Origin of the sequence: Mesorhizobium loti (assembly GCA_014189435.1) — a bacterium.
Taxonomy (GTDB): Bacteria; Pseudomonadota; Alphaproteobacteria; order Rhizobiales; family Rhizobiaceae; genus Mesorhizobium; species Mesorhizobium loti_G.
Map to the genome: position 1 here is coordinate 3,388,122 of CP050293.1, position 25,173 is coordinate 3,413,294.

The following is a 25,173-nucleotide window of genomic DNA, read 5'->3' on the forward strand; positions in this document are numbered from 1 at the left end:
GAATGGGCCAGATCTTCCCGCGCGTCAGGCGACCGGCGTCCAGATGACGTCTTCGATCTTTTGCGCGCCGGTCGCCAGCATCACCAGCCGGTCGAAGCCGAGCGCGATGCCGCTGGCCGGCGGCATGATGGCGAGGGCGGCGAGAAAATCCTCGTCCAGCGGATAACGCTCGCCATAGATGCGTTGTTTCTCGTCCATCTCGATGATGAAGCGCCGGCGCTGCTCCTCGGCGTCGGTGAGTTCGCCAAAGCCGTTGGCGAGCTCGACGCCGCAGCAATAGAGCTCGAAACGCTCGGCGACGCGCGGGTCGCGCGGGCTCGGCCGCGCCAATGCCGCCTCCGCCACCGGATATTCGCACAGGATGGTCGCCCGCCCCTGTCCGAGAAACGGTTCGATTTTTTCCACCATGACCCGGCTGAACAGGTCGGCCCAACTATCGTCGGGCGCGGTGCGCAGGCCGGCGCGGATCAAGGCGGCGTACAGCGCATCGCGGTCGGTGCTGCCGTCGGCGGCGACCGTGGCCAGCAGATCGATGCCGGAATAGTGGGTGAAAGCGTCCGCCACCGTCAGCCGTTCCGGCTCGGCGAACGGATCGCAGTCGCGGCCCCGGAAGGAAAAGCGCGTCGCCCCTGCCCTCGTCGCGGCCAGCACCAGAAAGGCCGCGCAATCCTGCATCAGGCTCTCATAGACTTCGCCCACCCGGTACCATTCCAGCATGGTGAATTCAGGATGGTGCAAGGGCCCGCGCTCGCGGTTGCGGTAGACCGGACCAAAGCTGAAAATGCGCTGCTCACCGGCGGCGAGCAGCTTCTTGCAGGCGAATTCCGGCGAGGTGTGGAGATAGAGCGGCGACCGCGCGCCGTCCGGCCCGATCGCTTGCGTGGCGAAAGCCGCCAGATGCGCCTCGTTGCCAGGCGAGACCTGCAGAGCGGCCGTTTCCACCTCGATGAAATCATGGGCAGCAAACCAGTCGCGCAGGCCGGCGGCAATGGCGTTGCGCAGCATCAGCCGCGGGCGGCGGTCGGCATGGACATGCGGCGTCCACCAGGGCGAAGCTTCGGTCATGGGGCTCAGATCATGGTGGAATGGGGCTGGCGGCGGCGGCCAAGATGCGGTAGGCCCCCATCCAGCGCCGCACAAGCCGGCAAACGCCGGTCAACTCTTCTTGCAGGATTTAAAACCGTGGTGAAAGTCATCGCCAGTTCGCTCCGCAAAGGCAATGTCGTCGACAAGGACGGCAAGCTTTATGTGATCCTCTTTGCCGAAAACATCCACCCCGGCAAGGGCACGCCGGTAACGCAGCTCGACATGCGCCGCATCGGCGACGGGGTGAAGGTGTCCGAGCGCTACCGCACCACCGAGCAGGTGGAGCGCGCCTATGTGGAAGAGCGCGAGCACACGTTCCTGTATCGCGACGGCGAAGGCTTTCACTTCATGAACCCGGAAAGCTACGACCAGGTCGCGGTGTCGGAAGCCGTGGTCGGTGACATGGCGCCTTACCTGCTGGAAGGCATGGCCGTGCAGGTGTCGCAGTTCAACGGCATCGCCATTTCCCTGGTGCTGCCGCAGCGCGCCACCTTCGAAGTGGTGGAAACCGAGCCGACGACCAAGGGACAGACGGCCTCCTCCTCCTACAAGCCGGCCGTGCTTTCCAACGGCGTGCGCACGCTGGTGCCGCCGCACATCGCGCCGGGCACCCGCGTGGTGGTGATGACGGCCGATGGGGCTTATGTGGAGCGGGCGAAGGACTGAGGGGGCGGCGCTGGGATCACGGGCTTCCCAGCCATCTCCACATTTCACTGGGCTCGCGATTGTCTCGCGCCAGCCCGGCCGTCTTCTCTTCACGTCCTCACCCTCGTGGTTCTCGTCCCCTCCGCACCGGATGCTGCGGTCCACCCCCGCTTGATAGCGGCGCGTCTCCCCCCTCCTCTCCACCGCGCAGCGATATTTTTCACGAAGCCTGTCGCAAAGGCCCTGCGCGGTTCGTCCTCTGACGGAAGAAGGAGAGCACCATGCGAAAACTTATCGTCACCGAATTCATCAGCGTCGATGGCATTGCTGAGGTCGAGAAGCTGCCCAGCGTGACCTGGAACGATGAGATGAACAGGTTCAAGGAAGACGAGCTTGCCGATAGCGGCGCCATGCTTTTGGGGCGCACGACCTACGAGATCTTTGCCGGATCATGGCCCAAGGAAACCGGAGATTTTGCCGACCGGTTCAACGCGCTGCCGAAATATGTCGCTTCGACCAGCCTGAAGACGCTCGACTGGAAGCCGGCCGAATTGCTGAAGGGACCGCTGCCCGAAGCGGTCAGGACCCTGAAGCAAGGCAGCGGCGGCAACATCTGTGTGCATGGCAGCCTCAGCGTCGCGCAGGAATTGCTGCGCCATGGCCTGGTCGACCGCGTCAGGCTGCTCAGCTATCCGGGCGCCGTCGGCCAGGGCAAGCCGCTGTTCCCAGCCGGCGAGTCGCTGCCGCTCGAGTTGATTTCGGCCACGCCGTTCAGCAACGGCGTTGTGGCGCTGGAGTATGCGCCGGTGGCGACGAAGTCGTAGTCGGCTTCCAGGCTTGTATGACAACAGCGCTCGACCCTGGACAATCCGACGTCGCGCCCGCTCCTTACCCGGCCTTCTTCCCTCGCCGCCCCTTGACGGCAGCCCCGCTCCTCGCCTCCACCGCCTTCTCCACCTGCCGCTTCAGCTCGTCCTTGATATCCACCGTCTCGTTCATCAAGGCGTCGATCTTCAGGAAATCGAGGACGCGGTATCTCGACACCGCCGGGCGAACCAGGATGTCGGGGCGGCACTGCTTCAGCTTGTTGGCGATGATCGACTGCATCATCAGCTGGGTGGCGCCGAACATCAGGTCGACGGAGGTCGGCTGCTTGCGGTCGGCCTCTTCCGGCGCGCCGACCACGTCGACGCCGATGATGATGTCGGCATCGTTCTCGATCAGGTCGAACGGCACGGGGTTGTAGATGCCGCCGTCGATCAGCAGCCTGCCGTCGCGCGTCACCGGGCGGAACACGGCGGGGATGGCCGCAGAGGCCGCCAATGCGGAGTGCAGGTCGCCGTCTTCGAAGACAGCGAGCTTATGGCCGAAATAGTCGGTCGCGGTCACCTTGAGCGGGATTTTCAGCTCGGCGAAGGTTTCGGGAATGGCCTCGGGCAGAAAGGCTTTCAGGATGCGCTCGACGTTGAACTGGCTGACGCGGATGCCGTTCTGCATGGCTTCGGCGATGGTGCCCGGCCGCGCCCGCCACATGCGGCTTGCCACTTCGGCGCGGCGGCCGAGGATCGAGCGGGCATAGTCGTGGATATCCTTGCCGGTCATGCCAGAGGCCATGCCGGCGCCCATGATGGCGCCGATCGACGAGCCAGCTATCGCCACCGGCCGGATGCCGAGCTCGTCCAGCGCCTCGATGACATGGATATGCGCCAGTCCGCGCGCGCCGCCGCCGCCGAAGGCGATGCCGAAGGTCGGGCTCATCCCTTGCCGGCTCCGGCCAGTTTCGGTCCTATGACCATGATGGTCGGCTCGGCCGACAGCAGCTTCTTCGCCGCCGCCTTGACCTGATCGAGCGTCACCGCGTTGATGTAGCCGGCGCGGCGCTGCATGTAGTCGATGCCGAGATCGTCGAGCTGCAGCTCGACCAGCGTCGCGGCGATGGAACTCGACGAGTCCAGATTGTTGATGGCATAGGCGCCGGTCAAATATTTCTTGGTCGCCGCAAGCTCCGCCTCGGTCGGGCCTTGCTCGGCCAGCTGCTTGACCACGTCGCGGACGATGCCCAGCGTCTCGGCCGCCCGGTCCGACCGCGTCCCGGTGCTGACGATCAGCGCGCTGGCGTGGTCCTGGTTGATCAGCGAGGAGTTGACGCTGTAGGCCAGCCCGCGCTTTTCGCGCACCTCCTGGAACAGGCGCGAGGTGAAGGTGCCGCCGCCGAGGATCTCGTTCATAAGCACGGCTGGAAAGAAATCCGCCGCCTTGCGCTTCACGCCGGGAAAAGCGAGCTGCAGCGAGGTCTGCGGCAGGTCGTAGTCGACCTCGACATGCTGCGCCAGCTTCGGGTCGATATCGGCCACCGGCCTCAGCGCCTGGTTCTGCGGCAGGTCGCCGAACACCATGTCGAGCTTCTTCTTCAGCGTCTCGGGATCGATGGCGCCGACCACAGCGACATGCAGGCCGCCGCGCGCGAAAACCGCCTTGTGCAAGGCTTTCAGGTCGTCCGGCGTGATGGTGGCGATGCTTTCCTTGGTGCCCTGGTCGGAGCGGGAATAGGGATGATCACCATAGAGGGCGCGCGCCCATTTGTTCTGTGCGACCGTGTCGGGGTCGTTCTCGCCGGCGATGATGCCGGACAGTATCTGGGAGCGGATGCGGTCGATCGGCAATTGGTCGAAGCGCGGCTCGTTGACCGCCAGCCGCAACAGCTCGAACGCCTGGTCACGCTGCTCAGCCAGCATGCGCATCGAGCCATAGATGCCGTCGCGGCTCTCGTCGAAGCCCATCTCGGCGCCGGCATCGTCGAGCTTGATCTGAAAACCTTCCGAATCGAGCGGGCCGGCACCTTCGTCGAACAGGCCGGTCATCAGGTTGGCCAGCCCTTCCTTGCCGACGGGATCCTGCGTCGAGCCGCCGCCGAAGACGAAGCGGATGGCGACGATCGGCACGGAATAGTCCTCGACCAGCCATGCGGTGATGCCTTTTGGCGAGGTGACGGACTGGATGTCCATGGCACGCGCCGTGAGTACGGGCAGGACCAGGAAGAGGATGGAGAGGAGTAATGTGATCAGTGGGGCGGCGGCGCGGCTCGGGATAGTCGCTACAGGCAAATGATAGTTTCCAACTTGTGTTCCAGACGAACAATTGTCGACGTCGGCGCCGCCCCTCATCGCCCTGCCGGGCACTTCTCCCCGTATAGTGACGGGGAGAAGGAGGCTGGCCGCACCCTCGGCGCTCGTCTTGCAACGCTGGTGATTGGCGAAACCGGTGACGACAGCGCCCCTCTCCCCGTCACTATACGGGGAGAGGATGCCGGCAGGCAGGTGAGGGGCAGCGCCAACGCTCAATCTCGACATCATCGTCAATTCCCCGCCTGTTGCTGCGGCAAGAGATAACCGGTCGTCGACCGGGCAAGCACCAGATAGCGCGCGGCGACGGCCTTTACCTCATCTGTCGTAACCTTGCGGATGCGGTCCGGCCATTGCTGGACGTCCTGCACATTGCCGCCGGTGGCCAGTGTCGAGCCGTAGATGTTGGCCATCGAATCCTGTTTGTCGCGGGCAAAGATCATCGATCTGACATAGCGATCCTTGGCCTTTTCCAGCTCCGATGGCGTAACACCGTCCCTGACGATGCGTGCCACTTCCGCGTCGACCGCCGCTTCGACGTCGGCGAGTTTGGCATCGCCGCGCGGCGCGCCGTAGATGGTGAAATTGGTGTCGTCGAGCATCGTGCCCTGGAAAAAGGCGCCGGCGCTGGAGGCGATGCCCTGCTGGACGACGAGCGCCTGGTAAAGCCGGCTGCGATTGCCGCCGCCGAGGATTTCCGCCAAGAGGTCGAGCGCTTCCGCCTCGCCCGGCTTGCCGGAATGATAGGACGGCACCACCCACTGGGTGGAAAAACTCGGCACGCTGACGCGGGCATCGGCGAGCGTGACCGTACGTTTGGTGTTCTGCTCCGGTTCGACCGGACGGATGCGCGGCGGCAGATCGGGGCCACGCGCCACCTTGCCATAGGTCTTTTCGGCCAGCGCCTTCACCGTGTCCGGCTCGACATCGCCGGCGACGATCAGCACGGCGTTGTTGGGCCGGTAGTATTTGTCATAGAAGGCGGTCGCGTCGGTGCGGTTCAGCTGCTGCATCTCCTGCATCCAGCCGATGACCGGAATGCGATAGGGCTGGTTCTGCCACAGCGTGGCATCGACCTCCTCGTCCAGAACCGCCTCCGGATTGTTGTCGATGCGCGAGCGGCGCTCCTCGAGGATGACATCGCGCTCGGTCTTGATGACATCGTCGGTGAGGATGAGGTTGCGCATGCGGTCGGCCTCGAAGCTCATCATCAGTTCGAGCGCCGACGGCGCCACCGTCTCGTGGAAGGCGGTGTAGTCGTAGGAGGTGAAGGCGTTGTTGGAGCCGCCGATGTCGGAGATGGCGCGGTCGAACTCGCCCGCCGCATGGTGGGTCGTCGCCTTGAACATCAGATGCTCGAAGAAATGCGCGATGCCCGATTTGCCGGGCGGCTCGTCGGCGCTGCCGATCTTGTACCAGACCATATGGGTGACGATCGGCGCGCGATGGTCGGGAATGACGACGACCTCCATGCCATTATCGAGCAGGAAGTCCGTCACCTTGAACGCGTCCGGCGCGCTCTCGGCCAGCACCGGGCCTGTGATCGTGAAAGCCAGCGACGTCGCCAGCAGCGTTGCGCGCAGCCATTCAGCCCTAAATGTCATCAACGGCTCCGATTTCGTAGAGCGGATCATCGTTTCACGGAAACGTTGACCGCTCTATCTCTTTGTTTTGACGCAATTCCGGACTGAAAACCGCTTCACACTTTTCCTGGAATTGCTCTAGGCAGGACGATAGGCAGGGTGTTGGCGACAAGCAAAGTGAATTGTTGGTCATGTTGCCGGCAAAGGCGGCGGCAAAGAGGCCGGCCACGAACGCAGGCTTATCAGGCCGCCTCGATGAAGCGGATGACGGTCTCGCCATAGTTGCGTTCGTCCAGCACGGAAAAACCGGGACCTGGCTCGAAAGCGGCCACCGCGGCCTCCTCGACCACGCACAGCGCGCCGGGGCGAAGCCAGCCGCCGGCTTTCGCCGACTGCAGGGCGCGCTCGCCAAGGCCCTTGCCATAGGGTGGGTCGGCGAAGACAAGGCCAAACGGCGCCAGCGTGCCGGCCTCGCCAAGGCCGGTGGCGTCGCGGCGGAAGATCTTGGTGCGGCCGGTCAGGCCAAAAGCCTCGACATTGTCGCGGATGAGGCCACGACCTTCGGCCGATTCCTCGATGAAGACGCCGTAGGAGGCACCGCGCGACAGTGCTTCGAGTCCCAGAGCGCCGGTGCCGGCGAACAGGTCGAGCACACGCGCGCCGTCCAATTGCTCCGCGAAGCGATGCGCCAACACGTTGAAGACCGCCTCGCGGGTGCGATCGGTCGTCGGACGGATGGCGCTCGAGCGAGGCGTCGCCAGCGGACGCCCGCGAAACTCACCGCCGACGATTCTCATCTCGCCTTGGGGCCCCTGGGACCATTGCGCGGACGGTCACCACCGCCGGCACCGCCCGGACGCTCGCCGCGCGGCTTGCCGAACGGCTTTGCGCCGGCGGGTTTGCCATAGGACGGCTTGAACGATGCCTTGCGCGCCTTGGCGTCAGCCGCCTTGGCGGCGTCCGCTTCTGCCCGGCCCTTGCCGATCGGCCGCGCGCCCGGCGCCATCCAGACATTGGCCTTGCGCTGGCCGGGCGGCTCGATCGGCCGCTGCTCGCGCTCGGATTTCTTGCCGCCGCCCGGCTTGCCGCCAAAAGCACCACGCGGTTTGTCACCAAAGCCGCCACGCGGCTTGTCGCCAAAGCTACCACGGGGCTTGTCGCCGAAGCTGCGTTCGGGACGCGGACCGCGTTCGCCAAAGCTCTTCTCGGACCCTGCGCTTCTGTCGGGACTTGTCGACAGCTTGCCCAGCGCCTCGTCGCGGCTGCCTTCGCGGCGTTTGCGGTTCTTGATCAAGCCGCCCTCGCCGATCGGACGGCGCTCGCCATCGCGGGTGAACTTCGGCCGTTCCGGCTCCGGCTCGCGGATTTCGGTGCGCCGCACCGGCTTGTTGGAAAACGGTTTGGTGACATCGGCGTCGAAATTGGCGCCTGATTCCTCGACTAGGCGCTCGCCAAGCTGGTCGCGCAACACCCTGCCCTTGATCTCCAGCACATGGCCCTCGGCGAGGTCATCGAGTTGGAACGGGCCGTAGGAAATGCGGATCAGCCGCGTCACATCGAGGCCGAGCGAGCCGAGGATGTTCCTGACTTCGCGGTTCTTGCCCTCGCGCAGGCCGATCGTCAGCCAGGCATTGGTGCCTTGCTCGCGGTCGAGCGTCGCTTCGATGGCGCCGTAAAACACGCCGTCGACGGCAATGCCTTCACGCAGGCCGGCAAGCGCGCTCTCCTCGACCTTGCCGTGGACGCGCACGCGGTAGCGGCGCAGCCAGCCGGTTGCCGGCAGTTCGAGCACGCGCGACAGGCCGCCATCGTTGGTAAGCAGCAACAGGCCTTCGGTGTTGATGTCGAGCCGGCCGATGGTCATCAGCCGCGGCAATTCAGCCGGCAGCACGTCGAAGACGGTCTTGCGGCCCTCGGGATCGCGGTTGGTGGTGACGACGCCGGCCGGCTTGTGGAACAGGAACAGCCGGGTGCGCTCGATCGGCGGGATTTCCATGCCGTCGAGATGGATGATGTCATCAGGCATCACGTTGAAGGCCGGCGAAGTCAGGGCGCGGCCATTGACCTTGACGCGACCGGCGGCGATCAGTTCCTCGGCATCGCGGCGCGAGGCGAGGCCGGCACGCGCCAGCCGCTTGGCGATGCGTTCGCCTGCCTCTTCCGCAGCCTCGGCGGGACGCGGGCGCGGCTTGAAGCTGCCGCCTGACGCGCCTTGCGGCCGATCGTTGAAATCCCGCTTGGGACGATCGCCGAAATCACGCTTGGGGCGGTCAGCGAAGTCACGCTTCGGGCGATCGCCGGAGTCGCGCGGGGCGCGGTCACCAAAATCACGCTTGGGACGGTCGAAGCGCTTTTCGCCGCCCTCTGCCGCCGCAGCCGGCCGGTCACCACGCGGTGCATAAGGTTTGCGCGGCCCTTCGCGCTTTTCATAAGGCTTGCGTTCGCCTTCGGCCGCCATTGGCCGGTCGCCACGTGGCGCATAAGGTTTGCGCGGTCCTTCGCGCTTCTCATAGGGCTTGCGCTCGCCTTCGGCGGCCATCGGCCGGTCGCCACGCGGCGCATAAGGTTTGCGTGGGCCTTCGCGCTTCTCATAGGGCTTGCGCTCACCTTCAGCAGCCACCGGGCGGTCGCCGCGCGGTGCGTAGGGTTTGCGTGGCCCTTCGCGCTTTTCATACGGCTTACGCTCGCCTTCAGCGGCCACCGGACGGTCGCCGCGCGGTGCATAGGGCTTGCGTGGCCCTTCACGCTTCTCAAAGGGTTTGCCTTCGGGACGCGGACCTTTGCTGAATGGCTTGTCGCCGCCCTTGAAGTCGCGCTTCGGCCGCTCGCCATCGGCAGCCATCGGCCGATCGCCACGCGGTGTGTAAGGTTTCTTGGCGCCGAAGGACGGCTTGCCGCCTTTGCCGGCGCCGCTATCACGGCCGCGCGGTCCCGCGACTTTCGGGCCACTCCTGGCCGGCCCCTTCTTGGGTCGGAATTTCTTGTCGTTGTCGTCCATGTGGCCTTTATCCGTTTGCGCTGCTACAGCGTGGCGCATCCTTTCGGGCGCGCAACGAACGCTGTAGCACTTTTGATGTGGCGCATGATCATTTTCGAAAACCGAGTCCCGATTTTCGAGGTCATGCGCTCAATAACAGGATCACCGTCAGGTGGCGAGGAGATAATCGGAATGGAAATCGCGTGACGCGGCCCGATTTCATGGCGCTGGCGCTGAAGGAGGCCGAAGCTGCCGCCTTGCGTGGCGAAGTGCCGGTCGGCGCCGTCATCGCCAATGGCGATGGCGTTGTCGCCAGCGCCGGCAACCGCACCCGCGAACTTGCCGATCCGACCGCGCATGCCGAGATGCTGGTCATCCGCGAAGCCTGCCGCAAACTGTCAGCCGAGCGGCTCACCGGCCATGATCTCTATGTGACGCTTGAGCCTTGCGCCATGTGCGCCGGCGCCATTTCCTTTGCCCGGCTGCGCCGGCTCTATTTCGGCGCCGCCGACGACAAGGGCGGCGCGGTGGTCAATGGCGTGCGCTTTTTTGCCTCGCCAACCTGCCACCACACGCCCGACATCTATCCGGGCATGGGCGAGACCGAAGCGGCCGTGCTGCTCAAAGAATTTTTCCGGGAACGGCGCGGCTGAACCGGGCGCCCTTCGGCAAGAAACAACAAAGAGGCGGTTTTTTTACAGGGACGGCATCCAGTCGAACCAGCCGCTGCCCTTCTTGCCTTCCGCCTCTTTCTTGAGACGGCGTTCCTTCTTGTATTCGTCCTCGCCAAGCTCGCCCTGCGGCGCCGTGCCGGCCGCGACACGATACTGCACCGGCGGCTCGCTGAGGTATTTGCGGGTGTTCGGGTCACCCTGCTTGCTATCGGCGAGACGACGCTGGATCTCGGCGGAGCGACCCTTGTCGGAATCCGCGGGCGACCACGCCGGCGGGTGGCTCGAGCCTGACTCCGCCAGTGCCTTCTTCACCGAGACCGGATCGGTCTGCACGTCGTCGATGATCTCCGACTGATAGGCCGGATCGTTCTGATGGGCGGTGGCGTCGGCGCGCAGGCGGGCGCGGCGCTGCTCGGGCGATTCGGGCCATTCGGCGCTCGCCGTCTCGATGCTGTCCTGTGGCGCCGGCAGCGCTTCCTTCTGGCCTGGCGCCGGTTTCACCAGCGTCGGGCGCGGCTTGTAGTCGATCTGTTCCTTGCGCTTCGGCGCGAATGAAAAGGCGCCCGAAATATCGCCGGCCAGCTGTTCGCCGGCGGTCTTGTCGGTGCCATAGGTCGGAGAGCCCATGCAGCCGGACAAAGCCAGGCCCGATGCGACAAGCGGCGCCAACAGCGCCAGGCGCGCATTATATCTCTCGGTCATGCCAAAAAGTCCCACTGTAGACAGCCTCTCGATTGCCACCGGCCTCATGACCAGTCCCCATCGTCCAAGCACTTGCGACGGAAATCCGGCGACAATTTGTCTTCCGGAGTTTCGCGTGTTTACCTCAACCACTCGTTAAGGGCAACGCGCGGGCGGTTTTCGCCCGCCCGGCGTGGCATTTGTGCACCGATCAAGCTAGCCGGCCGGCCTGTCAAAGCCGGCCAAGCGCCTTCAATTCGTGCAGCACCGCCGCATCGCGCGCCGAAACATCCGGGAATTCCGGATCCTGGCCGACATCGGCGGTGTAGCGCCAGGACCGTGCGCATTTCACCAGGCCGCGATCCCAGGCCTTTTCGACCACCACGGCGACACCCCTGACGTCGTCAAGCGTGAAGGCACCCGCAGGCGCTTGCCCATGAGCGATCACCAGATCGCTGGTGATCGCCATCTCGGCCATGTCGACATCGGCTATCGCCGCTTCGAGCGCTGCATCGTTGATGGTGACGACCGGCACTGCTTCCAGCGACGACCCGATCACCTTCTGGGCGCGCGCAATCTCCAGCGCGCCGGTGACGACACGCCGCACCTGCCGCACCTGGCGCCATTTTTCCGCCAGCGCCTCGTTCTTCCAGTCCGCCGGGATCTGCGGGAACTGGTCGAGATGCACCGAGACGGCGTCGGGATGACGATCGAGCCAGGCCTCTTCCATGGTGAAGGGCAGCATTGGCGCCAGCCATTTCACCAGGCAATTGAAGAGATGGCGCACCACCTGCACCGAAGCCTTGCGTTTCACGCTCGACGGCCCGTCGCAATAGAGCGCGTCCTTGCGGATGTCGAAATAGAACGCCGACAGCTCGACCACCATGAAATCGAGCAGCATGCGGGTGATGCGCTTGAATTCGAAGGCGTCGTAGCCCGAGCGCACGACCTCATCGAGCTCGGCCAGCCGGTGCAGCATCAGCCGCTCCAGCTCCGGCATCTTCTCCAGCGGCAGCTCCTCGCCATCGTCATGGGCGAGCGTGCCCAGCATCCAGCGGATGGTGTTGCGCAGCTTGCGGTAGGCGTCGATGTTGGTCTGCAGCACGTTCTTGCCGAGCCGCTGATCCTCCCAGTAGTCGGTCGTCACCACCCACAGACGCAGGATGTCGGCGCCCGACTGCTTGATGACGTCCTGCGGCACGACGGTGTTGCCGAGCGACTTCGACATCTTGCGGCCATCCTCGTCCATGGTGAAACCATGGGTGACGACGGTGTCGTAAGGCGCCCTGCCCCTGGTGCCGCAGCTTTCCAGCAGCGAGGAATGGAACCAGCCGCGATGCTGGTCGGAGCCTTCGAGATAGACGTCGGCCGGCCATTTCAGATCCGGACGATCCTCCAGCGTGAAGGCATGCGTCGAGCCCGAATCGAACCAGACGTCGAGGATGTCCATCACCTGCTTCCATTTGGAGGCATCGTGATTGCCGAGGAAACGCTCCTTGGCATCGGCTGCGAACCAGGCGTCGGCGCCCTCCTGTTCGAAGGCGTCCATGATGCGCTGGTTGACCGCCTCATCCTTCAGCACATTGCCGTCGGCATCGGCGAACACGGCAATCGGCACGCCCCAGGCGCGCTGGCGCGACAGCACCCAGTCCGGGCGCTCCTCGATCATGGCGCGGATGCGGTTCTGGCCGGCGGCGGGCACGAAACGGGTGTCGTCGATCGCCTTCAGCGCACGACTGCGCAACGTCGAGCCGTCGCCGAGGTCCTTGTCCATGTAGACGAACCATTGCGGCGTGTTGCGGAAGATGATCGGTTTTTTGGACCGCCAGGAGTGAGGATAGCTGTGCTTCAGCCGGCCGCGCGCGAACAGGGCGTTGCGCTTGATCAGCTCGTCGATGACGGCCTGGTTGGCGTTGCCCTTCTTGCCGTTGTCGTCGATGACGCGCGCCGGTCCACCCTCGCGATCCGGGCCGAAACCCGGCGCGTCCTTGGTGAAGAAGCCGCCATCGTCGACGGTGAACGGGATGGCGCTGTCGATGCCGCGTGCGCGCAAATCCACCGCCGCATCCATCCAGGCGTCAAAGTCCTCGCGGCCGTGGCCGGGCGCGGTGTGAACGAAGCCGGTGCCGGCATCGTCGGTGACATGGTCGCCGGCGAGCATCGGAACGGCAAATTCGTAGCCGCCGCCAAAGCCCTTGAGCGGATGCGAAAGCGTAAGGCTTCCAAGCTCTTGCGCCGAAACGCTGCGGATACGATTCAAGGTGACCTTGGCCTTGGCCGAGGCGTCTTCGGCCAGTGCGTCGGCAAAGATCAGCTTTTCGCCCGGCTGCGGGCCGAACGCGTTCTCGGCCGCCGTGACCTCGTAGAGGCCATAGCTGATGCGCGGCGAATAGTTGACCGCCCGGTTGCCTGGGATGGTCCAGGGCGTAGTTGTCCAGATGACGACGTGGGCCTGCAGCAGATCGAGCGCTCCCTCCGTCAGTTTGGTTTCACCATCATCGATGGGACGGACCAGGCTGGCGACCGGAAACTTCGCCCAGATCGTGTCGGACTCATAATCCTGGTACTCGACCTCGGCCTCGGCCAGTGCCGTGCGCTCGACCACGCTCCACATCACCGGCTTGGAGCCGCGGTAGAGCTGGCCCGACATGGCGAATTTCAACAGCTCGCCGGCGATGCGCGACTCGGCATGGAAAGCCATCGTCGTGTAGGGATTCTTGAAGTCGCCGATGACGCCGAGCCGCTGGAACTCAGCCCCCTGCACCGTGATCCAGTGCGCGGCGAACTCGCGGCATTCCTTGCGGAATTCGTTGACCGGCACCTCGTCCTTGTTCTTGCCCTTGGCGCGGTACTGCTCCTCGATCTTCCATTCGATCGGCAGGCCATGGCAGTCCCAGCCGGGCACATAGTTCGAGTCGTAGCCGCGCATCTGGAACGAGCGGGTGATGACGTCCTTGAGGATCTTGTTCAGCGCATGGCCGATATGGATGTTGCCGTTGGCGTAGGGCGGGCCGTCATGCAGCACGTATTTCGTGCGGCCGGCAGCACTTTCGCGCAGCTTGCGGTAAAGGTCCATGTCCTGCCAGCGCTTGACCAGCAGCGGCTCCTTCTCCGGCAAGCCGGCGCGCATCGGAAAATCCGTCTGCGGCAGGTAAAGCGTCTTGGAATAGTCGATCGTTTCAGCGGTGTCGGTCATTGGTCTGCCATGTGCATTGCCCGGCGGCAAAGGAGCTCGGGCGTTGAACTATACTTTTTGAGCATGTCGTTTTCCCAAAACCGGGGCCACTTTGGGCGACGTGCCTGATGATTTGGAAAAAGCGCGAGAGGCCGCGCGCAACATTCCCGGCGGCTCCGGCGGCGCTCAGGCCGCCCGGAACACCGGGCATATAATTCGTATCGTCAGCCCGCAGAGGCGCGAAAAGCTCGTCATGCCCCGGCTTTTAGCGGAGATAGGCGCAGGAATAAAGCGTCTCTCGTTCGATTCACTTACATCGTGAAATCGAAGCGATATGTGGTCGACACGCCGATCATGAACTGATTGCGGTCGCCGCGTTCCTTGACCAGGCTGGAATCGGCCGCCGGTCCCATCAGGCGCGAATATTCGCCAAACAGGCTGGCGGTCATCGGCTCGGTCACCTTCCAGGTTATGGCGCCGCCAAGGCCGGTCGATTTCAGGCCGCCGCCGGGATGATATTCGCTCAAGCCCGAGGCCACGGCCTCCTGCGCATTGACGCCATAATAGGCGTCGAAATAGTTGCCCGAGGCGAAGGAAACACGCGGCCCACCCGAAATCCGCACGGTTGGCGTCACATCATAGAAGGCGTCGGCAGCGATGTCGGCGACAAAGCCGTTGTGGGCGCGAATGCCGTGGCGCAACTCGGCGCGGGCGCGCAGCCAATCGGTCGGATAGAATTCGAAGAAGCCGCCGACTTCGCCGCCCCAGCGCACCGGATCGAGACCCTTCAGCTCATCGGCATTGCCATCGTCACGCGAGAACAGGAACTTGCCGGTCAGGCCAGCGCGGACACCGCCGTCGTCGACCAGCGCCAGCGAGATGTTGTCGTTGCGCGAGACAAAGCGCGCCGCCGGCCCGGCCTTGCCCAACGAAATGATCGGCGAGGCGCTGAGCAGGTACTTCTTGCCGCCCTCGAAATTCGGCGCCATCATGCCAGTGGCGCCAACGGTCAGATACCAGTCGCCGGACAGCCAGCTGCCCTCGCCCGCATTGGCAACGCCCGCGCCACCCAGCACTGCTGCGGCCAACACCAGAGAGATTCTTCCGACCGGACTCATGGCCACTCCACTAACACAATACACACGGTTACCGGTGACAGCTTTGACCGCCGTTTGGTAAAATTTGATTTAAACCCGAGACATCCGCTCGCGGTTTGCCGCGATCCCGCCGCCGGTCGTCGACTGGACGTTGGCCCATGGCGGGACTAACTTCCATCCGGCAGTATCCCGCAGCCCTCGATGGAGACCGCGACAATGACCTTGCATGGCGACGCCCTGAAAATCGCGATCGAGCAGACACGGACAAAATGGGGGTGGTTTGTCGCGCTCGGCGTTCTGCTGCTCATCTTCGGCGGTATTGCCTTTGGCAATCTGTTCATCGCCACGGTGGCTTCCGTCTATGTCGTGGGGTGGCTGATGCTGATGGCTGGCATCATCGAGATCGTGCATGCGTTCGGCGTCAAGACCTGGAGCCGCTTCTTCTACTGGCTGCTCAGCGGATTGCTCTACGCCGTTGCCGGCTTCTTCGCTTTCGACAATCCGCTGCTTGCTTCAGCGGTGCTGACGTTCCTGCTGGCGATCGCGCTGGTCGCGTCAGGGGTGCTCCGGGCCTGGGTCGGCTACAGCCACCGGCCGGAACGCGGCTGGGGCTGGGTCGTCGCGGCCGGTGTCATCAGCGCCCTTGCCGGCCTGATCATCGCCATGGGCTGGCCGGTCAACAGCCTGTGGGTGCTCGGACTGTTCCTGGCGATCGACCTGATCTTCCAGGGCTGGACCTTCATCGCCGTCGGTCTGGCGCTGAAGAAGTAACCGGGATCACGCCTGGATTCAAAACGCCATGGCGGCGTCGAGGTCGGAGAGCGGCTTGACGCCGGCAAGCAGTGCGCGTGCCTCGGCTTCATCGCGCTTCATCTGTACGACCAGTGCATCGAGCCCTTCGAACTTCACCTCCGGGCGCAGGAAACCGAAGAAGGAAACCTGGCAGACCTCGCCATAGAGGTCGCCGGAGAAATCAAAGACGAAGGTTTCCAGCAGCGGCGCGCCATTGTCATCGACGGTCGGGCGACGGCCGAAGCTGGCGACACCGTCGTGAAGCGTGCCGTCGGCGCGGCGGAAGCGGACGGCATAAATCCCTTCCTTCAGAGTCGCTTCGGGCGAAAGCCTCATGTTGGCGGTCGGAAAGCCGAGCGTGCGGCCGAGCTGCTGTCCGCCGACCACCTCGCTTTCGACGGTGAAGCGATAGCCGAGCAGTCCGGCGGCCTCGGCCACCTCGCCCTCGCTCAGCAACCCGCGGATGCGGCTGGACGACACCACCTCGGCACCCTCGTCACGGAAGGCGTCGACGAGCGTGACGCCGAAGCCGTGACGCTCGCCGGCCGCCATCAGGTAGGCCGGGCCGCCTTGACGATCCTTGCCGAAATGGAAATCGAACCCGGTCACGGCGTGGGTGATGCCAAGGTTCCTTTCCAGCACATCCGTGACGAATGCCTCCGCCGACAGCGAGGCGAAGTCGCGCGTGAACGGCTGCTCGACGAGCGCGGCAAAGCCCAGCCGCGACAAGAGCCGCGCCTTCATCGGCGGCGGCGTCAGCACGAACAACGGGATATCAGGCCTGAAGATCTTGCGCGGATGCGGTTCGAATGTCAGCACCAGGGCCGGCACTCCGCGCCGCCGGGCTTCAGTCGAGGCCCGTTCGAGCACCGCCTGATGGCCGCGATGAACACCATCGAAATTGCCGATCGCCACTACGCCGCCGCGCAGGTCCGCGGGCAGCGGCGCGGTTGCCAGAATGCGCTGGAAGGTTGCCATCGTCACCTACCGCAGTCTGGGAATGACGGCCACCGGACGATACCCATGCTTTTCCAGGAAGGTCGCCAGCCTTGCCGGATCCGGTTGCAGTGCATCGCCATAGTCGCGGGCATGGATACCGCCGGAGACATAGAGAACATCGAAGCCATTGTCGGCGGCGCCCTTCACATCGGTCATCATGCCGTCGCCGATGGCCAGCACCTGGCCGCGCTCGACCGGCCGGCCAAGAATCTCGGCAACCTCCTTCATCGCGAGGTTATAGATCGGCGCGTAAGGTTTTCCGGCGATCAAGGTGCGGCCGCCGAGCTGGGCATAGTCGCGTGCCAATGCACCGGCACACCAGATGATGCGCTCGCCGCGCTCGACCACGATGTCGGGATTTGCGCAGATGAAAGGCAGGTTCCTGGCGCGCAGCCGCCGCAGAAGCTCGGTGTAATCCTCGGGCTTCTCGACCTCGTCGTCGAACAGGCCGGTGCAGACCACGCCGGACGCCTCGAACTCCTCGACAAGCTCGACGTCGAGACCTTCATAGAGCGTGAAGTCGCGGTCGGCGCCGATATGGAAAATCTTGCGCGGCCCTTCGGCGATCAGATCCCGGGTCACGTCGCCTGAGGTGACCACCCTGTCGTAGGCTGATGGCGGAACACCGATCGCGTTCATCTGCGCCACGACATCGGCACTTCGGCGCGGCGAATTGGTGATCAGGACGACGGGGATTTCCGCCTCTCGAGCCCTTGCCAGCGCCGAGGCCGCCACAGGGAAATGCCTCTCGCCATTGTGGACCACGCCCCAGACATCGCACAGGATTGCCGAATAGGCTTTCGACACGTCTTCGAGCGAGCCGATGATTTCAGGCGAATCCGCCATGCCGTTTCCTTCAGTCATGATCATTGCGACCGCCACGACCGACGGTTCGCCGCAGCCGGTTCGGATTAGCCGAACCGCCCCGGCCTGTCACCAGCTTTCGCCGGGCATCTGCGCAGCGTCAGCGAGGGTGCCCACTGGTTAGCGGTTGGTGAAGCGCTGACCCGGCAATCGAGCGATTTCCCAAACACGGCCTTCAGCGTTTTGTGGGAAAGCTGGCGTCGACCGAGAATCCGTCGGCGGGGGCCGCTGCAAGACATGCATGAACTTTGGCGTCAGTTCTGCCGCGACAAACGCGGCAACTATGCTCTTATGACGGTCGTTGCGATGGTTCCGCTGATGGGCAGCCTGGCGATAGCGGTCGATTTCACCGAGATGAGCCGTGAAAAACAGACGGTGTTGAATGCGCTCGATGCCGCCAACTTCGCCACCGCGCGCAGGCTGACGGAAGGCGCGACCGACGACCAGTTGAGAGCCTATGCGCTCGACTTCTTCAATGCCAACCTCAACAAGGTCGATCCCGCCAACACGACGCTCAGCGTCACCTTGCCAAGCAACACCACCGGTGGCGGCTTGCTCAAGATGAGCGCGCGGCTGGACTACAAGCCCTATTTCTATCCCGCCTTCGGCCAGCTCGTCGGCAAATCCGCAACCGACGCGAACCAGACGATCAGCTTCAACGTCACTTCGGAAGTGCGGCTTAAGAACACTCTGGAAGTTGCCCTGGTGCTCGACAATTCCGGATCGATGACCAAGACAGGAACAGGCTCGGGGCAAAAGCGCATCGACCTTCTCAAAACCGCGGCCAAACAGCTGGTCGACACGCTGGCCCTGCAGGCGGCCATGATCAAGCAGGTCGACAGACCGGTGCAGTTCGGCCTCGTGCCGTTTGCCGCAGCGGTCAATGTCGGCCCCGGCAACGGCAACGCGCCCTGGATGGACACCGAAGGCCTGTCGCCGGTATCGAACGAGAATTTCGACTGGTCAACGCTGAACACAGCCACCAAATACGCCCAGCAGACCAATGGCATCTGGTACAAGCGCGGTTCGGGATGGGGTGCCGACGAGGGCCAGATGCTGACCCGGTTCTCGCTCTACCGCGACATGAAGGTTGTCACCAACCACGAGCGCGTCAAAGGCAGCAAGCGTGTGGTTTGCGACGAATACAATTCCAACAGCACCTGCAGCGACAGCCACGATGAATATGACTACATCGATACCTATGGTCCGTTCGCCAGTTGGCAGGGTTGCGTCGAGGCCCGGCCCTATCCCTACAATGTCAACGATGCCGCGCCGTCCGGCGGCTCGGCGAACACCGGCATAGGGGTTGGCGATCCGGCAACGATGTTCGTGCCGATGTTCGCCCCCGACGAGCCCGGCAATCATTGGAGGCTCACCCAGGATCCGGACGAGGACGCGCCGACGACCTATGACGCCGTCAACAGCTGGTGGAATGACGATCCGACGAGCAGCACCGGCCAATCCCGGCTGCGCAACATGGCCAAATATTTCCAGCCGCGGCCGATCGATGCACCGGCGCTGCCGGCCGGCAATGGCCCGAACTACAGCTGCTCCACCAACCCGATCACGCCACTGACCGACGTCAGCGTCGCCGATGGGCTTACCGCAATCAAGGCCGCGATCGATCTGATGAAGCCGGATGGCGGCACCAATGTTCCCGAGGGCATGGCCTGGGGCTGGCGGGTGGTTTCGAGCGGCGAGCCGTTCACGCAAGGGCGCCCGGAAACCGAGAGAGGCAACGACAAGGTCGTGATCGTGCTGACCGACGGCGCCAACACCTATTACACGCCCTCATCGCTGGGTTATTCCGATCCTGCCGACTCGAAGTCGACCTATGCGTCCTACGGCTATCTCAACCCCGGCTATAACGGCACTTCGGTCGGCCGCCTGTTTATGGGCACGTCGAGCACCATCGGCCAGTTCGACTATTCGAACGGCAATTATACCAACGCACTCAACGAGCAGATGGCGACGCTTTGCAACAACGCCAAGGCAGCCAACATCATGGTGATGACAGTGGCGCTTGACCTGTCCACGACCAATACGGCCGACAAGCAGGCGATCGATGCGCTGAAATCGTGCTCGTCGGGCTCACGCTTCCGCAAGGATCCGACAGACCCCAGCAAGCCGGCCAAACTGTTCTGGAATGCGACCGGCGCCACCTTGTCGAACGACTTCAAGGAAATCGGCAACGAATTGTCGAACCTGCGCGTCGTCGGCTGAAGCGCTGGAACTGCCAATCTCCCCCGCAAGGCTACGCTATACACACATCTTCCGCGACTGGCATGACTGATCGGCCCGAGGCTTGATTGCCAGGTGGTTCCCCCAATCCGTCGCTGCTTGGCAGCGCCACCTTCCCCTCCGGAGGGAAAGGAAGGGAGCGTTTCTGGACGAGCGTTGACAGCAAAAGCCTGGCGCCTTTCCTCTACCCCGTCGATCGGGGGAGAGGTGGCTCGGCGAAGCCGAGACGGAGTGGGGGTCGACCAGCGCAGCATAAGACAATGGCATGCGCCAAGCGGCCATGCACGCTATCGCCAAAGACCAGCCGCTTGGAAATGTGTGCATCCCGTAGCCCGCAAAGGGGAGATCAGCGCTTCATTGCCTTCGCCAGTTCTCGACACTGGCGCAAAGGCTCCCGTCGTGATGCTCTTGCGGTGCGCCAAAGCGCATGGTGAGTATCGTCTCCGCTTCCAGGAGACGCCTCCATGCCCGAAACCGCCAATCATCTCGCCTTCGCGCTGGTCTGCCTCGGCATGGTGCTGACGCCTGGCCCCAACATGATCTATCTGATCTCGCGTTCCCTGTCGCAAGGACCGAAGGCGGGACTGATCTCGCTTGGTGGCGTGGCGCTGGGCTTTCTCTTCTATGTGCTGGCGGCGGCCTTCGGCATCACCGCGCTGCTGCTCGCCGTGCCCTATGCCTATGACGCGCTGCGCTTTGCCGGTGTGCTCTATCTCCTGTGGCTGGCATGGCAGGCGGTGAAGCCGGGCGGGCGTTCGCCATTCCAGGTGCGCGAACTGCCAAAGGATCGGCCGCGCAAGCTGTTCGCGATGGGCCTGATGACCAATCTGCTCAATCCGAAGGTGGCCGTGCTCTATCTGTCGCTGCTGCCGCAGTTCATCAGCCTGGGCAAGGGCCATGTCCTGTCGCAGCTTCTGGTGCTGGGCGCCACGCAGATCACGATCAGCCTGAGCGTCAATGCCATCATCGCGGTGACGGCCGGTTCAATCGCCACCTTCCTCGCCGGGCGGCCCTTGTGGCTGGTCATCCAGCGCTGGATGATGGGCACCGTGCTGGCGGCACTCGCGTTGAAGATGGCGACGGACGCGCAGCGCTGAGAGCGCTTCGTTACATCGGCCGCCTTATCTGCTGCGCCCGCTCCGGTTCGACGACCTTGCGGTAGAGATGCCAGGTGGCATGGCCGAGCACCGGCATGACCACGGCGAGCCCGGCAAACAGCGGGATCGAGCCGACCACCAGAAGCACGGCGACCAGCAAGCCCCACAGCGCCATCTGCAGCGGGTTGGCCATCACCGCCCGGGCCGAGGTCTCGATCGCCGAAACGGCGCCGACATCACGGTCGAGCAGCAGCGGGAAGGCAATCACGGTGGTGGCCAGCACGACCACGGCGAAGACAAAGCCCGCGGCATTGCCGGCAAGGATCAGCGTCCAGCCCTTGCCGGTCGTCAGCACCTCGCGCACGAAGCTGCCAATCGATGCCGGCGGCTGATCGCCGAACAGGCCGGTGTAGATTGACTGCGCGGTGTAGAGCCACAACAGGAACAGCGCGACCAGCATGATGCCGATCACCACGATCGACGGCACCGCCGGCGAGCGGCGCACATCGAGTGCATGCCGCCAGGAGGTGTTCATGCCGAGTTCGCGCCGGCGACTGATCTCGTAGAGGCCGATCGCGGCAAACGGCCCAACCAGCGCGAAACCAGACATCAGGGGGTAGATAAGCTGGATGGCATTGGCGCCAGACGTCCACCGCGTCAGGATCAGGCCAACGATGGGATAGATCAGGCATAGGAACACGTAGTGCGAGGGTTTTGCCCAGAAATCCTCGGCACCGAGGCGCAGCGCATCCCAAAGGTCCGACGTGGTGATGCGGCGCACCGTGGGCTGCACATGCATTCCGCGTGCGTCCGCTATGACATGAAAGCCGGCCATAACCTTCCTCCCGTGTGTCGGGGCGGTCACCGCCAGGATGGCCGCCAGAGCTGCCACTTCAAGAACGAGAGGCACGATAGCAGAGTTGGCGGCGATTGTCGCCGCGTCAATGGCCTGGGGAGCAGCTCCTCATTGTGCTCATCTCTCCGTATCGCCTCTCACATGGCCCTTGCCTTGGCAGGCTTTCTTTTTGGCCAACCATTATGCTGCATTTTAGCATTTACGTATTTTAGCTTTTCCTTAAATGGCTCGTAGAGACCCCTGGCGTATCACCTGAGCTCTACAAGTTTTTGGCGAGGGGCGATGTTCGCATTGAAAGGCTTCTGGTCGTCGGAGCGTGGCAACTTTGCCATGGCGACAGCCATAGCGATACTGCCGATAATGATTGGTTTGGCTGGCGCCATTGATCTGATCGGCACGAGCCATGACGCATCGCAATTGCAGAACTCGCTGGACGCGGCGGGGCTCGCCATCGGCACGAAGTTCTCTCCCGAGATGGCGGCTGGCGATGTTCAGCAGCTTGGCCTGCAATTCTTCGCCGCAAATTTGAGCGCGGCCGACCCGCAGGAATATTCGGGCGGCGTCTCGGCTTTCTCGGCAACGGCCAGTGGCAGCCCAAGCGCCTACTTTGTCTCGCTGTCGTCGAGCATAAGCCACCCAAGTTTCATCGGCGACTCGGCCCCCTGGCCAGCCTACCGCTCGACCTTGGTCAAGATAAAACCTGGCGCTCAAGCCTGCGTTCTGGCGCTCGATCCGCATGCCTCCGCCGCCGTGAACCTGCAGGGCTCGACCAACGTCTCGATGGACAATTGCGTGATCGCGGCGAACTCGGACGCGCCCGATTCTGTCAGTAGAGGCGGCTCCGCACTGGTTTCGGCGGGTTGTGTCTCGACCGTCGGCGGCACCAGCGGGCTGTTGCCACCCAGCGCCAGTCTCGCCTGCGGAACGCCGCACGAACATCGGTACGCCTCTTTTGATCCACTGGCCGACGTGGTTCCTCCCCCTTACACATTGTGTTTGCAGGTCCCGAACGGCAAAACCTACACGCTGTCGCCCGGCACTTATTGCGACAAGACATTGTCGGGGAACATCACGCTTAATCCGGGCGTCTACATCATGCGCGGCACCACCATAAAGCCAGGCGGAAACGGCAGCCTGACTGGCCAGGGCGTGACCATATTCCTCATGGAAAGCGCTCAGATCTACATAAATGCCAATGAGAAGGTGGACCTTTCCCCGCCCACCAGCGGCCCTTATGCTGGTATCACCATTTTCCAGGACCACGGCAATACGTCTGCCCTGACGTTGAATGGCGGCGCAAATTCCGTGCTCAGCGGTTTCATCTACGCGCCGGACGCGCCCATTTCCTACGCCGGCAACTCTGATATGAGCGCCCAAGGCGACTGTCTCAGGCTTATCGGAAATACGGTGCAGATGACCGGAAACTCGTCCGTCGCGTCGGACTGCGCGGCTGCGCTTGGAAATCGCGCGGTGTATGCTGACCGGATGATCACTCTCGTGAAATGAGAGACCGCTCCCAACGTTTGACCTGACGTCCGGAGGCGCCGACGGCAGCGTTGAGAAGAATGGCGGTCGCGTTCGACAACGCCGGAGTGCGGCAACCGCACTCCGGCAGACAAGTGCCTTTCACAAAGGCACATTCAGTTGAAAATGAGCATCGCTACGGTTGCGCCGGTGCAGCGAAGCGATCGATCACATCGGCCAGAAGGACGTGGCCAAGGCAGGCACCCGAACCGGCGGGCTGTTCGCCATCCTCGACAGCCAGGGCATATCGCACGACCGGATCAGCTTCGATGCGGCGGCGCAGCCCGGCCAGCCTGGGATAAACAGCGCCGTCGACCGCCTGGTGGAACTCTGCCCAGCGGGCCACACCAATCAGCGTGGTATCGGCCAGCGTCAGCCGATCGCCGACCAGGAAGTCCGTATCGACGATCATCTCTTCGAGGCGGTCGTGGCGCTCGGCAACGGCCTTGCGGCCGAAGTCGCGCAAGGTCGCCTTCAGCGCCGGTTCGTCCGCCGCCATTTCCAATGCAACCCAGAGCGGGCTGAAAGCGGCGGTGAAACCGGTGTTCACGAAGGCCATCAACTGGTGCATGCGGTCGGCTTGCGGCGTGCCCGGGTCGAAGCTGATACGGCGTTGCGTGTCACGCACCTCGAGCCATGCGGCGATGGCCATGGTCTCGGTCAGCACCGTGCCTTCGTCGGTGATCAAAACCGGCGTTTCCTGCCGGCCATTGATGCCGGCATAAGCGTCGTTCTTCATCTCGGTGAGCATGTCGACGCGGCACAGGCGATAGGGTTGGCCGACGCGTTCAAAGGCGGCGACGAGCCCCATCGAGCTTCCCGCCGGGAAGCCGTAAAGGAGGATAGGTTCCATTGTTTTCTTCCATGATTGAGGGGATTACGCCGCGCAGCGAAACTTGACCCTAAACGTTGGTCGCCCCATGTAAATTACGCACAATTCTGTAACCAGGACCCGCCCATGAAAGACGTCGTCTCACGCTGCCCGATCGAAGAGACCATGCGCGTGCTCAGCGGCCGCTGGCCCACACTGCTGCTCTATTATCTGAAGGACGGGACCAAGCGGTTCAGCGAGCTGAGGCGCGACAACCCGACGGTGTCGCACCGCATTTTGGCGCTGGAACTGCGCAAGCTGGAGGACGCCGGTATCGTGCGGCGAACGGCCCGCTCGGGCTATCCGCTGCGGGTTGACTACGATCTTACCGCGCCGGGCCGCAGGCTTGTGCCACTCATCGACGCGCTGGGCTCGTGGTGGGAACGGACCGAAGACGACCGGAGCGGCCAGGTCTCGCCGATGCTGGAAACCTATCCCGGCACGGCGACAGTGGAGACAATCACTCCGGCAAATTGAAAACTGCCTCGATGTGATGTCCATCCGGATCGACGACGAAGGCAGCATAATAGTGCGGACCGTAGTCTGGGCGCAGGCCGGGGGCACCGTTGTCACGGCCGCCATGTGCAAGCGCGGCCGCATGAAATTGCGCGATGCTCTGGCGATCCGGGGCGGCAAAAGCCAGATGAAAACCCGGACCGGGCGGACGCTGCCCTTTCGGGCGAAGTTTTATCGCCAGCTTGTCGCCGCCACCGGCAGGCCCATAGCCCACCGCCTGATCGGGCTCGCCGGGCCGGAGATCGTCCCAGACCCTGATATAGCCGAGCGGTCCCAGTACGGCGTCGTAGAAGGCAGTCGCGCGCTCTATATTCGAAACGCCGAAGGAGACGTGATGGAGCATCTTAGCAAAAAACCTTTTGAGGCATGTTCG

At 63.7% G+C, this 25,173-nt stretch carries 22 protein-coding genes; 8 read left to right on the forward strand and 14 right to left on the reverse strand.

Annotated elements, in window-relative coordinates:
• Positions 1–24: 24 nt before the first annotated feature.
• Complete coding sequence (genX, locus tag HB777_16620; GenBank protein QND65360.1) at positions 25–1,065, reverse strand: EF-P lysine aminoacylase GenX; 1,041 nt, start codon at positions 1,063–1,065, stop codon at positions 25–27.
• A gap of 120 nt (positions 1,066–1,185) precedes the next feature.
• Between genX and efp the strand changes: the two genes are divergently transcribed.
• Entirely contained in the window at positions 1,186–1,752 is a 567-nt protein-coding gene (gene efp / locus HB777_16625; protein QND68795.1) for an elongation factor P, read from the forward strand.
• A gap of 260 nt (positions 1,753–2,012) precedes the next feature.
• Positions 2,013–2,555, forward strand: a complete 543-nt coding sequence (locus HB777_16630; GenBank protein ID QND65361.1) for a dihydrofolate reductase — start codon at positions 2,013–2,015, stop codon at positions 2,553–2,555.
• A 64-nt stretch (positions 2,556–2,619) separates the two neighbouring features.
• Here HB777_16630 and HB777_16635 read toward each other — a convergent pair whose 3' ends face one another.
• From HB777_16635 to HB777_16655, 5 genes are all read right to left on the reverse strand, one after another.
• Positions 2,620–3,489, reverse strand: coding sequence for a patatin-like phospholipase family protein (locus tag HB777_16635; GenBank protein ID QND65362.1), 870 nt, complete (start codon positions 3,487–3,489; stop codon positions 2,620–2,622).
• On the reverse strand, positions 3,486–4,835 hold the full coding sequence (locus tag HB777_16640; protein QND65363.1) for an insulinase family protein: 1,350 nt from the start codon (positions 4,833–4,835) through the stop codon (positions 3,486–3,488). Before HB777_16640 ends, HB777_16635 begins: the two co-directional genes overlap by 4 nt.
• A gap of 251 nt (positions 4,836–5,086) precedes the next feature.
• Positions 5,087–6,457: an insulinase family protein gene (locus tag HB777_16645; protein ID QND65364.1), complete on the reverse strand. Its 1,371-nt coding sequence runs from the start codon at positions 6,455–6,457 to the stop codon at positions 5,087–5,089.
• 221 nt (positions 6,458–6,678) lie between these two features.
• Positions 6,679–7,233, reverse strand: coding sequence for a 16S rRNA (guanine(966)-N(2))-methyltransferase RsmD (gene rsmD, locus HB777_16650; protein ID QND65365.1), 555 nt, complete (start codon positions 7,231–7,233; stop codon positions 6,679–6,681).
• A complete protein-coding gene (locus tag HB777_16655; GenBank protein ID QND65366.1) occupies positions 7,230–9,434 on the reverse strand; it encodes a pseudouridine synthase in 2,205 nt (734 codons plus the stop codon). The genes rsmD and HB777_16655 overlap by 4 nt, the downstream gene beginning before the upstream one ends.
• Positions 9,435–9,616: 182 nt before the next feature.
• On the opposite strand from HB777_16655, the gene HB777_16660 reads away from it, so the two are divergent.
• Entirely contained in the window at positions 9,617–10,066 is a 450-nt protein-coding gene (locus HB777_16660) for a nucleoside deaminase (protein QND65367.1), read from the forward strand.
• A gap of 42 nt (positions 10,067–10,108) precedes the next feature.
• On the opposite strand, the gene HB777_16665 is transcribed toward HB777_16660, so the two are convergent.
• From HB777_16665 to HB777_16675, 3 genes are all read right to left on the reverse strand, one after another.
• Positions 10,109–10,861, reverse strand: coding sequence for a hypothetical protein (locus HB777_16665; protein ID QND65368.1), 753 nt, complete (start codon positions 10,859–10,861; stop codon positions 10,109–10,111).
• Between the two features lie 139 nt (positions 10,862–11,000).
• A complete protein-coding gene (locus HB777_16670; protein ID QND65369.1) occupies positions 11,001–13,994 on the reverse strand; it encodes an isoleucine--tRNA ligase in 2,994 nt (997 codons plus the stop codon).
• A 260-nt stretch (positions 13,995–14,254) separates the two neighbouring features.
• Positions 14,255–15,061, reverse strand: coding sequence for a MipA/OmpV family protein (locus HB777_16675; protein ID QND65370.1), 807 nt, complete (start codon positions 15,059–15,061; stop codon positions 14,255–14,257).
• A 195-nt stretch (positions 15,062–15,256) separates the two neighbouring features.
• Here HB777_16675 and HB777_16680 point away from each other — a divergent pair, with 195 nt between their 5' ends.
• On the forward strand, positions 15,257–15,811 hold the full coding sequence (locus HB777_16680) for an HdeD family acid-resistance protein (protein ID QND65371.1): 555 nt from the start codon (positions 15,257–15,259) through the stop codon (positions 15,809–15,811).
• Positions 15,812–15,829: 18 nt separating this feature from the next.
• On the opposite strand, the gene HB777_16685 is transcribed toward HB777_16680, so the two are convergent.
• Both HB777_16685 and HB777_16690 read right to left on the reverse strand, forming a co-directional pair.
• Complete coding sequence (locus HB777_16685; GenBank protein QND65372.1) at positions 15,830–16,810, reverse strand: bifunctional riboflavin kinase/FAD synthetase; 981 nt, start codon at positions 16,808–16,810, stop codon at positions 15,830–15,832.
• Positions 16,811–16,816: 6 nt separating this feature from the next.
• The gene (locus HB777_16690; GenBank protein QND65373.1) at positions 16,817–17,677 is read right to left on the reverse strand and encodes a TIGR01459 family HAD-type hydrolase; all 861 of its coding nucleotides are present in this window, start codon (positions 17,675–17,677) and stop codon (positions 16,817–16,819) included.
• Between the two features lie 255 nt (positions 17,678–17,932).
• Here HB777_16690 and HB777_16695 point away from each other — a divergent pair, with 255 nt between their 5' ends.
• Both HB777_16695 and HB777_16700 read left to right on the forward strand, forming a co-directional pair.
• Positions 17,933–19,918, forward strand: coding sequence for a pilus assembly protein (locus tag HB777_16695; GenBank protein QND65374.1), 1,986 nt, complete (start codon positions 17,933–17,935; stop codon positions 19,916–19,918).
• Between the two features lie 482 nt (positions 19,919–20,400).
• Positions 20,401–21,033, forward strand: coding sequence for a LysE family translocator (locus tag HB777_16700; GenBank protein ID QND65375.1), 633 nt, complete (start codon positions 20,401–20,403; stop codon positions 21,031–21,033).
• Positions 21,034–21,043: 10 nt separating this feature from the next.
• Here the strand turns inward: HB777_16700 and HB777_16705 are convergent, their stop codons facing one another.
• Complete coding sequence (locus HB777_16705; protein QND65376.1) at positions 21,044–21,868, reverse strand: DUF2189 domain-containing protein; 825 nt, start codon at positions 21,866–21,868, stop codon at positions 21,044–21,046.
• A gap of 303 nt (positions 21,869–22,171) precedes the next feature.
• On the opposite strand from HB777_16705, the gene HB777_16710 reads away from it, so the two are divergent.
• On the forward strand, positions 22,172–23,395 hold the full coding sequence (locus HB777_16710; GenBank protein ID QND65377.1) for a pilus assembly protein: 1,224 nt from the start codon (positions 22,172–22,174) through the stop codon (positions 23,393–23,395).
• A gap of 154 nt (positions 23,396–23,549) precedes the next feature.
• On the opposite strand, the gene HB777_16715 is transcribed toward HB777_16710, so the two are convergent.
• Positions 23,550–24,266, reverse strand: coding sequence for a glutathione S-transferase family protein (locus HB777_16715; protein ID QND65378.1), 717 nt, complete (start codon positions 24,264–24,266; stop codon positions 23,550–23,552).
• A 105-nt stretch (positions 24,267–24,371) separates the two neighbouring features.
• Here HB777_16715 and HB777_16720 point away from each other — a divergent pair, with 105 nt between their 5' ends.
• Positions 24,372–24,761: a helix-turn-helix transcriptional regulator gene (locus HB777_16720; protein QND65379.1), complete on the forward strand. Its 390-nt coding sequence runs from the start codon at positions 24,372–24,374 to the stop codon at positions 24,759–24,761.
• Here the strand turns inward: HB777_16720 and HB777_16725 are convergent.
• Positions 24,745–25,143 carry a VOC family protein gene (locus HB777_16725; GenBank protein ID QND65380.1) on the reverse strand — a complete coding sequence of 133 codons (399 nt, stop codon included), beginning with the start codon at positions 25,141–25,143 and terminating at the stop codon, positions 24,745–24,747. The genes HB777_16720 and HB777_16725 overlap by 17 nt on opposite strands.
• Positions 25,144–25,173: the final 30 nt, after the last annotated feature.